The organism is Clostridia bacterium, assembly GCA_016887505.1.
In the GTDB taxonomy this organism is placed as follows: Bacteria; Bacillota; TC1; order TC1; family UBA5767; genus UBA5767.
This window is the reverse complement of sequence record CP069393.1, coordinates 641866-654908: the sequence shown is the minus strand read 5'-3', so window position 1 is coordinate 654908 and position 13043 is coordinate 641866. Positions and strand designations below refer to the sequence as shown.

Annotated in this window: 14 protein-coding genes; 4 read left to right on the top strand and 10 right to left on the bottom strand. The window is 39.9% G+C overall.

Going from position 1 to position 13043, the window contains the following annotated elements; genetic code table 11:
• Positions 1-2 precede the first annotated feature (2 nt).
• Genes JR334_03190 through JR334_03180 form a run of 3 tightly spaced genes read right to left on the bottom strand, consistent with a single transcriptional unit; the run spans position 3 to position 3126 of the window.
• The gene (locus JR334_03190) at positions 3-710 is read right to left on the bottom strand and encodes a Stp1/IreP family PP2C-type Ser/Thr phosphatase (GenBank protein QRN86243.1); all 708 of its coding nucleotides are present in this window, start codon (positions 708-710) and stop codon (positions 3-5) included.
• A complete protein-coding gene (gene rlmN, locus JR334_03185) occupies positions 711-1766 on the bottom strand; it encodes a 23S rRNA (adenine(2503)-C(2))-methyltransferase RlmN (protein QRN86242.1) in 1056 nt (351 codons plus the stop codon).
• 4 nt (positions 1767-1770) lie between these two features.
• Positions 1771-3126, bottom strand: a complete 1356-nt coding sequence (locus tag JR334_03180) for a Trk family potassium uptake protein (protein QRN86241.1) — start codon at positions 3124-3126, stop codon at positions 1771-1773.
• Between the two features lie 108 nt (positions 3127-3234).
• On the opposite strand from JR334_03180, the gene JR334_03175 reads away from it, so the two are divergent.
• On the top strand, positions 3235-4035 hold the full coding sequence (locus JR334_03175; GenBank protein ID QRN86240.1) for an undecaprenyl-diphosphate phosphatase: 801 nt from the start codon (positions 3235-3237) through the stop codon (positions 4033-4035).
• 54 nt (positions 4036-4089) lie between these two features.
• Here JR334_03175 and rsmB read toward each other — a convergent pair whose 3' ends face one another.
• The 5 genes from rsmB to priA are packed head-to-tail and all read right to left on the bottom strand — an operon-like array spanning position 4090 to position 9711.
• The gene (rsmB, locus tag JR334_03170; GenBank protein QRN86239.1) at positions 4090-5421 is read right to left on the bottom strand and encodes a 16S rRNA (cytosine(967)-C(5))-methyltransferase RsmB; all 1332 of its coding nucleotides are present in this window, start codon (positions 5419-5421) and stop codon (positions 4090-4092) included.
• A gap of 10 nt (positions 5422-5431) precedes the next feature.
• Complete coding sequence (locus JR334_03165; GenBank protein QRN86238.1) at positions 5432-6109, bottom strand: zinc metallopeptidase; 678 nt, start codon at positions 6107-6109, stop codon at positions 5432-5434.
• Positions 6106-7107, bottom strand: a complete 1002-nt coding sequence (locus JR334_03160) for a methionyl-tRNA formyltransferase (protein ID QRN86237.1) — start codon at positions 7105-7107, stop codon at positions 6106-6108. Before JR334_03160 ends, JR334_03165 begins: the two co-directional genes overlap by 4 nt.
• The gene (gene def / locus JR334_03155) at positions 7097-7537 is read right to left on the bottom strand and encodes a peptide deformylase (protein QRN86236.1); all 441 of its coding nucleotides are present in this window, start codon (positions 7535-7537) and stop codon (positions 7097-7099) included. The genes JR334_03160 and def overlap by 11 nt, the downstream gene beginning before the upstream one ends.
• Positions 7538-7551: 14 nt before the next feature.
• A complete protein-coding gene (gene priA / locus JR334_03150) occupies positions 7552-9711 on the bottom strand; it encodes a primosomal protein N' (GenBank protein QRN86235.1) in 2160 nt (719 codons plus the stop codon).
• A 107-nt stretch (positions 9712-9818) separates the two neighbouring features.
• On the opposite strand from priA, the gene JR334_03145 reads away from it, so the two are divergent.
• Genes JR334_03145 through deoC form a run of 3 tightly spaced genes read left to right on the top strand, consistent with a single transcriptional unit; the run spans position 9819 to position 11761 of the window.
• The gene (locus JR334_03145; GenBank protein QRN86234.1) at positions 9819-10382 is read left to right on the top strand and encodes a hypothetical protein; all 564 of its coding nucleotides are present in this window, start codon (positions 9819-9821) and stop codon (positions 10380-10382) included.
• A 3-nt stretch (positions 10383-10385) separates the two neighbouring features.
• Entirely contained in the window at positions 10386-11093 is a 708-nt protein-coding gene (locus JR334_03140; GenBank protein QRN86233.1) for a hypothetical protein, read from the top strand.
• Positions 11087-11761 carry a deoxyribose-phosphate aldolase gene (gene deoC / locus JR334_03135; protein QRN86232.1) on the top strand — a complete coding sequence of 225 codons (675 nt, stop codon included), beginning with the start codon at positions 11087-11089 and terminating at the stop codon, positions 11759-11761. The genes JR334_03140 and deoC overlap by 7 nt, the downstream gene beginning before the upstream one ends.
• On the opposite strand, the gene JR334_03130 is transcribed toward deoC, so the two are convergent.
• Together JR334_03130 and JR334_03125 are read right to left on the bottom strand one after the other, a co-directional pair.
• Positions 11758-12327 (bottom strand): hypothetical protein, encoded by a 570-nt coding sequence (locus tag JR334_03130; GenBank protein ID QRN86231.1) that lies wholly within the window; start codon positions 12325-12327, stop codon positions 11758-11760. The genes deoC and JR334_03130 overlap by 4 nt on opposite strands.
• Positions 12328-12423: 96 nt before the next feature.
• On the bottom strand, positions 12424-13038 hold the full coding sequence (locus JR334_03125; protein QRN86230.1) for a flavodoxin family protein: 615 nt from the start codon (positions 13036-13038) through the stop codon (positions 12424-12426).
• Between the last annotated feature and the right edge of the window lie 5 nt (positions 13039-13043).

Genomic DNA, 13043 nt, shown 5'->3' with positions numbered 1-13043 from the left:
ACCTAATTTAGTCCGACCATAAGTAGTGTATAATTATCCTTTGCTCCACCCTCACAGATAATTTCATCAATTCTTTTTTCTACTTGGAGTAGTGGCTCCTCTTTTAAAAGTGCAGCCATCATATCTTCCTCAATATATTCATAGACACCATCTGTCATCATAACGATGATGTTTCCCATTGCAACCTCTGCACATCCAGTATCCACTTCTACTTCCTTTTGTGTTCCTAAGGCTTTTACGAGCACATTTTTTTTCGGATGATTCTTTGCTTGCTCACTAGAAATGGTTCCAATTTCTACCAACTCTTCTACCATGGTATGGTCCTTCGTTAGTTGAGTCAATTTATCATCGTGGAATAAATATATTCTACTGTCTCCCACATGGCCCCAATACAGCTTATTAGCAACAAAATGGACCACGGTCAAGGTCGTGCCCATGCCTTTGTGGTCCGGATGTGTTATCGCATGTGCATATACTGCCTGATTAGCGGTAAGCATCGATTCTTCAATTGCTTCTATGATCTCTTTTGGATCTTTACTGGTGAGCTCTTGCATTACGGTTTTAACCGCCATCGAGGAGGCGATTTCTCCCTTTTTATGCCCACCCATACCATCTGCAATTACAAAAATTTTCTTTTCCTTATCATATGCGTAGCTATCTTCATTGTGTAGGCGTACAGAACCCGTCTTGCTGAATACCTGAATATTCATTCATTTTCCTCCGTTGCCTTTTAATTGACCACAGGCTGCGTCTATACCTAGACCCATTTCTTCCCTGATAAATGCTTCTAGATTCATGTCATTTAAGCGTTTTGCAAAATGCTGAGCGAAATGAGACCTTTTGTAGTCGGCATGACTTACTACATTTAGAGGAATGACATTGATATTACAATGTAAGTTCCTTAGTAGGCTTTTCAAATTCCTTGCATCTTGTTCACTGTCGTTTTCTCCTTCAATAAGAGTATATTCAAAGGTAAGTTTTCGCTTAGTTGTCTCATAATATCTCTCACAAGTCTTTAAAAGCACTTCTAATGGGTACTTTTTGTTCACAGGAACCAATATGTCTCGTTTCGCATTTGTTGTCGCATGCAATGAAACAGCCAAGGTAACTTGCATGCCTTCCTCTGCTAGTCTTAAAATTTGTGGCACTAGTCCACAAGTTGAAACAGTGATTCTACGCATCCCGATATTAAGACCTTGGTCTTCATTTAATAAACGGATGGAACGGACCACTTGTTCATAATTGTTGAGTGGCTCACCCATACCCATATATACTACATTTGTAACGTTCTCTTCTGCTTCTAATTCTTGTAGCAATTTGTTCATAAGTGCAATTTGCCCTACGATTTCCGCAGTACTCAGATTCCTCTTAAATCCAGCATTTCCAGTAGCACAAAATGGACACCCCATAGCACAGCCTGCTTGAGAGCTCACACATACTGTATTTCTATTACGCGCACTACTTCTGTGGTAACGCATAAGTACTGTTTCAATCTGTTGCCCATCCTCTAATTCAAGCAAGCATTTAATGGTCATCTGGTCATCAGAGATGCTTTTTTGTAGTACAGTTGGCAATGTACAAGAATAACCTGCATCCTCCAACCTAGTAGCAATTGTTTTGGGAATATTCGTCATTTCTGTAAAACTGGAAGCATGGTTTATTTGTATCCAATTGAATATCTGCTTGGCTCGAAAACGTGGCAGATTTTCTCTTTTCATTAAACTTGTCAATTCTTCAATACTATATCCATATAGATTATTGTCCATATTCCTACCCTAAAATAATTTTTTCTTCAGGGAAACCAATATCTGTCTTTTTGCGATCCCTAGCAATAGCAAAAGCCACGGTAGCTGGTCCTAATCTGCCAATAAACATCGTCACAATAATAATGGCACGTCCCATGCTTGATAAGTGTGTCGTGATGCCCATAGAAAGCCCTACCGTTCCAAACGCTGAAACGACTTCAAAGAATATCTCTAAAAATTCCGCTTGTTCGCTAATACAAAGAAGAAATGTATTAAACAAGATCACACCAAGAGATATCACCAAAATCAAAAACACCTTACTAATCTGCGCTTCAGGTATCTTACGGTTATATAGAACAACATCTTTTCTTTGGCTTAGCATGGTAGTTGCTCCAGCCAAAATAGTTGCAAAAGTAGTCGTTTTTATACCACCACCAGTCGAACCCGGTGAAGCCCCAATAAACATCAGTATGATGATGATGAATTGTGAGGCCATGGTCATTGACGAAATTGGAATACTGTTAAATCCAGCCGTTCTAGGTGTCACAGCTTGGAAGAAGGCATTCATTATCCCCGTTGAGATGCTCATGCTCCCTAAAGTTTGGGCATTGTGAATCTCAAGCAAATAAATCAGTACCGTACCTACTAGTATGAGAAGTGCTGTCGTATACAATACTAATTTAGTATGTAATACAAGATCTCTGAAACGATGCTTTTTGACGACATCAATCATGACCGTAAATCCAATACCACCTACAATGAATAGCAAGGCAAGTGTTAGAACGACTATTGGATCACTCATATACGATGTAATACTACTGAAAGGCCCATTGATTGACCCGAAAATATCAAAACCTGCATTATTAAAAGCGGAAACAGCATGAAAGAAAGAAACCCATAAGCCCTGTTTCCAACCTAAATCAGGCACAAATTTCAAAGCCAGCAGAAAGGTTGCAGACAATTCAATGGCCAAGGTTATCATCAGTACCCTGGTTGCCAACTTAACGACCCCTTGCAAGGTAAACTCGCTCAAGGCTTCTTGTAATAAGAGCCTAGAACGAAGTCCTATTTTACGCCCAAGCAAGATCGCAAATAGTACACCAAAGGTCATGAATCCTAAACCGCCGATATGAATCAGCAAAAGAATCAATGCTTGACCAAAGCCACTCCAGTGAGTTCCTGTGTCATATACCACCAATCCAGTTACACAAACAGCTGAGGTGGATGTGAATAAAGTATCTAGATAGGAAGTAGATTCTCCCGAAGCAGTCGCTATAGGTAGAGACAACAAAGCAGAACCGACCAATATCAGTATGAGGAAACCGAATACAAGCGCTTGCTCCGGTTTCAATTTCTTATTCCTTGAAAACCATTGTGCCATACAAATTTTGCTCCTTTTTCTCAATTGACTAAATTATAACGTAATTAGCCCCTTCTTTCCATATAACTCTTTTGATATAATGTTAAAGACGAAATCAAGGAGGCATCTATGGAACTATTGAAAGTTATCCTACTGGGGGTCATTCAAGGCCTTACAGAATTCCTGCCGGTATCCAGTTCTGGCCATCTCATCATTTTTCAGCAGTGGTTCGGCATCAATGAAGCAGCACTGTCGTTGGACGTTGTCTTACACTTGGGTACCCTTTTTTCGGTTCTTTTTTATTACCAAAAAAGAATTCGCACCATGTTGAAAAAGCCCTTTTCCCGCTATAACATGTTGATTCTTCTTACAGCTGTTCCAGCCGGTATCGTCGGAGTGCTTTTTTCAGATTTCTTTAAAAGTGTGTATGCATCTGCAAATCTTTTAGGACCTGCATTTCTCTTTACTGCTGTAGTCTTATATCTAAGTAGCTTGGCTGAGTCCAAAAATACCATTGGATATATGGGGAAAACCCGTGACAATGTTGGAGTACTAGACATATTGTTTATTGGTTTGATGCAGTGTTTAGCCATCTTTCCTGGTATTTCGAGGTCTGGTTCAACAATTTCAGCCGGATTATTTCGGAATGTAAACAAAGAAATAGCAGCCGAAATATCTTTTCTGAATTCCATTATTTTAATCCTGGGTGCCAATGTATTGGAAGTTCCCGCACTGTTGTCAGGAAATATTAATATTTCCATTGTCCAACTCTTCGCAGGCTTCTTGGCTTCTGCACTTAGTGGGTATCTGGCAATATCTTTTATGATCAAACTTCTACAGAAGCATTCACTTAGACCCTTTGCCTACTATGTAGCTGCGCTCGGACTATTTATCCTCTTAGATGGTTCCGTACTACACCTCATATTTTAACGTAACAATATGAGCTTAGCCAAACAAACTAAAAATCCGAATTATTTCGGATTTTTAGTTTGTATCTTTTCTGAGCAAGGTTAGATAGAAGCCTTCCATATCGTGCATGAATGGTGTAATCTCCAATTCACCTCTTTCAAGAGCCTTCTTGTCAGAAGCAAATGCCTCAGAAATATATGGCAACGGTTCCGGTTTAAATTCCGTAAAGTTCTCAAGAATCCATGCCCTCTGTGCCTGATTTTCTTCATACGTTAACGTACATGTGGCATACATTAGTAAACCACCTGGTTTTACGGCCAAAACTGCATTGTTCAATATTTTGCGTTGCAGTTGCACTAGAGCTTCAATATCGCTCGCTTTCTTTCTCCATCTAGAGTCAGGTCTTTTTCCAAGCACACCTAGTCCGCTGCAGGGTGCATCCACCAATACGCGGTCATATCTCTGATCAAAAGCAGGATTCCACTCTTCCCAGTCTTGGCATTTTGCTTCAGCATTTTGGATACCCAAAAACTGAAAGCCCTTCTGCATCAGTTCTATCTTGTGAGGATGGATGTCGGTCGATAGAATTTCTCCTAGATTATCCATCTGCTGTGCTAGAACAAAACTCTTTCCACCTGGTGCTGCACAAGTATCCAGCACACTTTCACCAGCTCTAGCATCCAACATCAGGGCTGCTGCCACACTAGATGGCGACTGAATCATAAAAAGACCCTTTCGGTATGCATTACTAGACAAAATCTTACCTTGCCCTTTCAAACGAATGGTATTCGGAATTTTGTACGGTTCTGCTTCAATACCTTCCTTTTCCAGAAGTTCAATCAGATCGGCTATGCTAGTCTTGATGATGTTTACTCTTGCAATATTTCTAGATGGTTTATTGTTGTAATCTAACAATTCGGCAGCTTTTTCAATACCATATTTTTCGATGTAGCGTGCAACAATCCAAGATGGATGTGAATACGTAAGTGCCATCCTTTTGGTCTTATCTGTGACTTTTTCGTAAAAGTCCTTGTCTTTACTGCGCTCAATGTTTCGAAGCACCGCATTAACAAAGCCCTTTTGACTCTCAAGATGGAACTCAGATACGAGCTTGACCGATTCATTTACTGCGGCCGAGGGTGGAACTCGCATGTAACGCAACTGGTATACACCCATGCGTAGAATACAGCGAATTTCATCTCGTTGCGTTTTCTTTTGTAAAAAACTGTTGATAATAAAATCTAGTGTGTTCCGTCTGCGAATCGTTCCATAAACCAATTCTGTGACAAAAGCTTTATCGAGAGAACTCAAGTCATTTTTTAGCAAGGCTTCTTTTAGGGCAATATGGCTATATGCGCCCTCTTCCACACGGAGTAAAATACTTATTGCAATTCTTCTTGGATTCATTTTCGTCACCTTAATCATCTCTAGTAAGCGCCATCAGTCTAAACAATTGTGCTATAGCTACCAACAGCGAAGCAATATAGGTCAGAGCCGCGGCATCCAAGACACGTTTAGCGCCAACCAATTCTGTCTCATCTAAATATCCGCCGTTTTGGAGCATCAACAAGGCCCGTCTAGAAGCATCTTTTTCAACAGGCACCGTAATCAATTGAAAAAACACCACCAAACCGAAGAGTATGACACCAAATTTGGCCAGTCCGATAAAGCCGATGAAATATCCAGCTAGCACCAAAGGGATAGCCATACTGCTACCAATTTGGGCTATGGGAGCGAATCGATTTCTAAAAGCAAGTAAGAAATTTCGCTGGTTATGTTGCACTGCGTGTCCAATTTCATGTGCAGCCACACCAATGGCTGCTATGGACTGTCCCTGCGCTACGCCAGTAGAAAGCCTAAGTACCTTGTTTCTAGGATCATAATGATCTGTTAGATTGCCTTTGGTTCTTTCTATAGATACATCTGTTATGCCATTATCTGTTAAGAGGTTTCGAGCAACCATCTCACCAGAGATACCACGCCTAGCGGGTACTTGGGAATACTGTTTATAGGTTCGACTAATTTTTCTTTGTGCATATCCAGCAAAAATCATGACTGGTATCATAAGAAAAAAACTTATTTGCCAAAATGTCATAATGTTTCCTCACTTTCAAATTTGCTATGCAAATTTATTTTTGCACCATTCAAATAGGCTTTGGCTTCCATTTCTTTTTTACCAGGTGCCTTTAGACGAAGTATTTCTATCCAACCATCCTTACAACGAACAAATAATCCATGCTTAGGTGAAATGCCTACAATTACGCCAGGCTCCAATATAGTAGAGTCCAATTTCCCAACAGGCTCCTCTAAATGGAATTTAGCCTCACAAATGATATAGTCTTCTGCTTGGTATTTGGTAATTGCTCGAGGGGCTGGATACAAGCCACGTATTTTATTAAGAATGCATAACCCTGCTTGGTTCCAATCAATATATCGGTCTTTTTTGAATATCATAGGAGCATAGGTGGATATACGATCATCCTGTGGTATACGAGGTGCTACGCCAGCTTCAATATCTTTTAGGGTTTTTACGAGTAGATTCGCACCCATTTCTTGTAAGCGATCATACAGCTCTCCTGTCGTTTCCTCTGGATCTATATCGGTCCTGTCGCAGTAGATGATATCTCCCGCATCAAGTGTTTTGGCCATGTGCATGGTGCAGACACCCGTCTCCTTTTCACCGTGAATCACAGCCCAGTGTATGGGGGCTGCACCGCGGTATTTGGGAAGCAAACTGCCGTGCACGTTGATACAGGCTAGCTTGGGAAGATCAAGTACCTTCTGACTTAGAATTTGTCCATAAGCCACCACAACTAAAAAATCAGGTTTCAATTTTTTGATAAATTCGATTGATTCCTCGTCTTTAACACTATTAGGCTGATAGATTGGCATTTCCAGTTCTAAGGCGGCCTGTTTGAATGCGGTATAACGAACCTTATGACCCCGTCCCACTGCTTTATCTGGCTGTGTTACAACCAAGGGTACCTCTATGTCATTTTCTTGAGCCAACGCTTGCAAGCAAGGAATAGCAAAAGGCGCTGTTCCCATGAATACAATCCTCATTACATCACCTACTGCCTTTCTAGTTATCAATTTTATCGACAAATAGGATTCCATTCAAATGGTCAACTTCATGAAGAAAGGCCCTCGCCAATAAATCTTCTCCATCAATTATAAATTCTTTACCCGTTCTGTCTTGGGCTTTTACCTTAGCATATTTGGAGCGTCTTACTTCTGCATATTTTCCAGGAACACTTAGGCAACCTTCTTGCCCAATCTGTTCTCCCTTGGTTTCAATAATCTCTGGGTTGATGAGTTCTATTAAGCCATCACCAACATCGATCACAACGACACGCTTGGGAATCCCTATTTGGGGCGCGGCCAGACCGACTCCATCGTATTCGGCCATTGTTTCAACCATATTATCAATCAATTTGGATAAGTTTTTATTGAAGTTCTTTACAGTAATTGCTTTCTCTCTCAAGATTGGATCACCTATTGTTACTACTTTTAATACTGACATCTTTTCCTCCTTATTTACAACATAGAGCCCGGATTCACTTCGATAGTGAAGTATATATTGCTCGAATTTTCCTTATCATAAAACTCCCTAAGTGCATATTGTACCGTATTTTTCATTTTTTCCAAGTCATCTCCAAGAATAATGATATGCCATCGATACAGTCCTTTGATTCTGCTGTAGTTAGCAGGAACAGGACCGAGTACTTTAAACGGTGCCTTGGGTATGTAATTCGAAAAAATAACGGCCCTTTTGGCTAATATTTCCTCTTGTTCTGCAGATATTAGGATACGGATGGTTTGTGAATATGGCGGATAATTCATCCGGTAGCGTTCTTGCATTTCGAGTTCAACAAAGGCCAAGTAGTTTTCCTCCTTAGCATACTGAACGGCAAGGTTATCTGGTTGGTAGGTTTGTATCAAGCATAGTCCCATCCCATCTTCCCTTCCAGAACGTCCTGCAACCTGTACCAACTGTTGGCAGGCTTTTTCGCGAGCCCTAAAATCGGGTACATTCAAGGCTAAATCAGCCGCAAGAACTGCTACCAGTCCAACCTTTGGAAAGTCAATTCCTTTGGTGATAATCTGGGTACCGATAAGGATGTCTGTTCTTCCTTCTTTTAGGTCCTCAATCAAACGTTCCCTAGCACCATTCTTATTATCCGTATCTCCATCGATTCTAGCTACACGGGCATTTGGAAATACATTTTTAACTTCCTGTTCCACCTTTTGAGTGCCAACCCCGAAACTCCGTATTCTTTTCGATTTACATTCAGGACAAACTGTGATGGCCTTCTTTTCATAACCACAGTAATGACATTTCAAGATGTCTCCTTGCTTATGGTAAGTAAGAGGAATATCACAATTCTCACACATCATCGTATGCCCACAATCCCTACAGACAAAACTCCCCGAATATCCTCTCCGATTCAGAAACAGTAGAACACCTTTCTTTTCCTCTAAGGATCTTTCTATTTCTTGCTTGAGAAGTCTACTGAAGATGCTGTAATTGTCGGCCTTTAGTTCTTCCCGCATATCTACCGTCGTAATTTGTGGTAAATTTGCACCTCGATGTCGCTTCAGCAGTGAATATAGCTTTACCTCTTCGGTTTTCACTCTGTAGAGCACATCTACGGACGGTGTTGCTGACCCCATAACTAGCGGTGCATCCACCTGCGTTGCGCGGTAGCGTGCGACCTTTCTGCCATCATAGCACGGTGTTGAGCTTTGCAAATAACTTGCATCATGTTCTTCATCAACAATAATCAGGCCTAGGTTCTTCATCCCAACCAGCGAAGCAGACCTAGGGCCAATCAAGATATCTGCTTTTTGTTGCATCAAGTCATCCCAGATTCCTTTTTTCTGATATGGCGTTAGTTGGCTATGCCATGGTCTTACCCTATTTCCAAAGGCACGTTTGAAGCGGCCAACCATTTCCTGGGTAAGTGCAATCTCTGGAAATAATACCATCGCCTGTTTTCCCTCTTCTAGACATCGCTTTATCAAATGAAAATAAATTTCCGTTTTACCACTTCCAGTTACCCCATGAATTAAGAATTCCTTTTCGTTGTTCATCAAATCATTCTCAATTGAAACCATCAATTTCTTTTGTTCATTATTTAGTTTATTAATGCAAATAGGGTCCTTACTAATTTCTGCTTCTTTGAATTCTATCCATTCTTCTTTGCATAATCTTCGAAATATTTCTTGAGAAATATTGAGTGCAGAAAACTGAAGTCCTGGATTTTCCGATAAATTTATCAAGGCCGTCTTGGATTTGGAGGCACGTAAATCACCAATCGCTTTGCGTCCTTTTTCAGTCAAAAACAGTGGCATCCGTTTTCTATCCTTGCGACCAATTCCTACTGATGGAAATATTGTTGCAAATGCCTTTGCCAATGAAATAAAACTTTCATCCGCCAGCCAATAGGCCAAGTCGATTTGATTTTCAGATAGCACTAAATCATCTCGCACTACGTCTCGTATATCTAAAATCGTTCCTGTGTACTCTGTTTCTTCCGATAAGGCTATAACAAACCCTTGAAGAATACGACCTGAAAAAACTATTTCAACCTTGCTTCCCTTCTTTACGCTGTTTTTAAGTTTTTCCGGAACCCGGTAGGTAAAGAATCGGTCAAGCTTTCTGTTATTTACATTCGTTAAAATTTGAGCGTACATATTTCCTCTTATCTGTTCATATTCTGTAAATATTATAACACAAGACAGGACTGTCATTCCTCTCAAGATAAGGTATAATAATATGAGATTAATAGGAGGCAGATAATATGAAATCATTTTCTTACAAAAAGCTCTGGAGATTTTACCCAAGTTACTTAGAATTAATTCCGATTCTTGCGATTGTGTTTACCTTCGCCTATGCATTGTTACAATACCCCGCTCTTCCTGATAGCATTGCAGCGGGTACAGCAATCGATGGTTCGATTACAGCCTATATGGATAAAACCTTAATGCAAGTACTGTATTCTCCAATTTCTGGTCTTATACTATATTTGGTTCTTACTTATTTTTCCTATAGCCGTATGTCAAAGCTTGAAGGACCTGATGGTGAACTGAATATGACTAAAAAGATGCGCAAAAAACTCTCACCACAGTTTTTAGAATCTTATCGTGCATTTTCTGTACGTATGATTTTTGCCTCTATTGCAGGACTAGTTCTTGCAACATCGCTTTCTTCATTCATACAGATTCAAGCTTCTTTAGGAAAAGCCATTGCTTATATTGGAATTCTTCCTTGGCTGTTCTACATTATTGCCTTTGTTTGTGCAATTTTACAGTTTATTCGTACCAGATCTACACGCAAAACTGTGCAAGAAGCAATTGGGAAGTAAGCTATGTTCCCACTAACACATCTTTACGTAAATCAAATAATATTGGGTTCCATGAATCCTGCACGGGCAATAGGAAGTGTACTTCCAGATTTATTAGTATACAACGGCATTGATTGGGAAGATGCACATAGTATAAAGAAGAAATTCATGCTACCAAGAGATGTCTTTCTTGCTGATGCATTACATGGCGTAGCACTTCCTGGTCTCGATTATTATACGGATAAATCCTATCGCAATGGAAATGGTTTTGCCTTCTACAAGGCTGGTCATATTAAAGAAGATTTATCTTCCTTGGGTGTACCAGAACGTGACTGCTTGTGGCGAGGTCATAACGTCATCGAAATGGCTGTTGAAGTAAATATTAAACGGTTTACCCGAATGACCTTTGAACCTATGCGACACGCAATTGAACAAACGGATTTGTTACATACCCTAGAACAATCACTAAGCGATAGCATTGGCCATGATATTGACCTAACTACCCCGCTATCCCTCTTTGTTTCATTAGATGGAGACCAAAATATTCTTTCTAAACACTATAGTCAAAAACTAAATGCATTTTATGAAACAGAAATTTCCGGCCCCATTGTCTCAAGGCTGATTGACAAAGCACAGACTCATATTGAAAAAGACTACACTGATTTTCTCGAATATTGTGTGACCCGGATGGAAAAAGATCTTCGGGTGTTAGAAAGGGGTATATCATGTTAAAGATTGAGTCTTTAAATCGTTATTTTGATCACACAGCTCTTAAACCACAGACTACGGAAGCACAGATTCGTGAATTGTGCGCCCAGGCACTGGAGTATAATTTTATTTCCGTGTGTATTAACCCATGTCACATCCCCCTGGCAAAAGATATTCTAGCTGGAAGTGATACAGCTGTATGCACAGTAATCGGCTTTCCCTTAGGCTCTATGAGCACGAAAGCAAAAGTCTTTGAAGCCAAAGATGCAGTCACAATGGGGGCTGAGGAAGTAGATATGGTCATCAATGTATCGTATGCATTGGATGGCAAATGGGATAAATTAAAGCAAGAAATATTAGAAGTGAAAAAAGCTTGTGGCCAAAAAATCACACTAAAGGTTATTTTAGAAACCTGTCTGCTAACAGATGAACAAATTATTAAGGCTTGCCAGATGTCCATGCAGGCTGGAGCTGATTTTGTTAAAACTTCAACAGGATTTTCTAGTGCCGGTGCGACTACGCATCATGTTAAGCTGATGCGCGATACGGTAGGGCCGAATCTTGGTGTTAAAGCATCTGGAGGTATTCGTACTCTAGGCGATACCCTTGCCATGATTGAAGCTGGAGCTACTCGGATTGGCGCTAGTGCAAGTGTTGCAATTATAAAAGAAAGCAAGAAAGAAGTTAACTAACTTCTTTCTTGCTTTTCCATCTCTTCGATTCTCTTTTCAAACTCCAACCAACTGTAAACTCGGTCTACATCCTTTACATATCGATTGAGTACCCAATCATACATGATGGCCTTGCCATATCCCCTGTTATTAAAATGCATAACATTTTCTGGCTTATCGTCTAAGAGTACATCCAGCATAAGCATTTCCTTAAACTTTCCAATAAAAATCTTTCTATGTTCCATAAAAGAAAATTTTTCTTTTGGGAAGATTCTAAACAGTTCATTCATTCGTGTATCCAAACAATGATAATGTGTATCTGTCACAATGTATACATCATGCTTTTTATCCAAACGATAAAGTACCTCGATTGCATTTTCGTTAATGGGTAGGTCTATGAATGTTTTGGGATCACAAAAATAGTCATAGACACTAGCATCCCCCTCCATCCATTCATGAGTATTCCAATCCTTAATTTGGTCAGATACGTATTCTGTTCCCTTATCCTCGTTGTATCTTTCAAGTACTTTGTCTAGGGTGCGAAACACCACACCATCTAAATCAATACCAATCTTAAGTTTTTTCATTTTCATTCCAACCTTTCCGCATAATTCATTCTATTCAATCTTTTACAAATTATAACATCTAATGGCAAAAATAAAAGGAGCCGAAGCTCCTTCATCTTATTTATGCATTTGCAAAACTGTTCTTGCAACCTTACCACCTAATTTACGAGCATTTTCAATGCCAATAGGATCAATGCTATCATCAAACTTAGTATTGTCTTGAGACCATACTGCTGCGCCAGCATAAACGCCCAAGGCACCACCGGTAACTACGTAGCCATGCGTATGGAAAAAGTTATGCATACAAGCTATGGTCATTTCTTGACCACCATTTCTGGTTCCACCTACCGCTATAGCTGCCCCTACATGTTTACCATATACTTCAGGGTCATTTCTTAAATCAAGGTAGCATGAGCGAAATCTTGACATGAAAGCACTAAGTTGTGGACTAATTCCCATTTCAAATACTGGCGAGGCAAAAATTATACCATCTGCTTCTAAGCATTTGTGAAACAGTTCATTCATATCATCATCTTTGTAAATTGAGCAACCTAGAAACTCATCCTTGATGCATTTATCGCAGTGAATGCAAGGGCTTATTTTTTTACCACGGATCGATATCATTTCCGTTTCAATACCATCTACTTTTTCAGCTTCCTTCAGAGCTTCTACTAGTGCATACTCTGTTGCATTCTTTCTTGTACTACCACATACTCCAATTATTTTTGCCATCATAA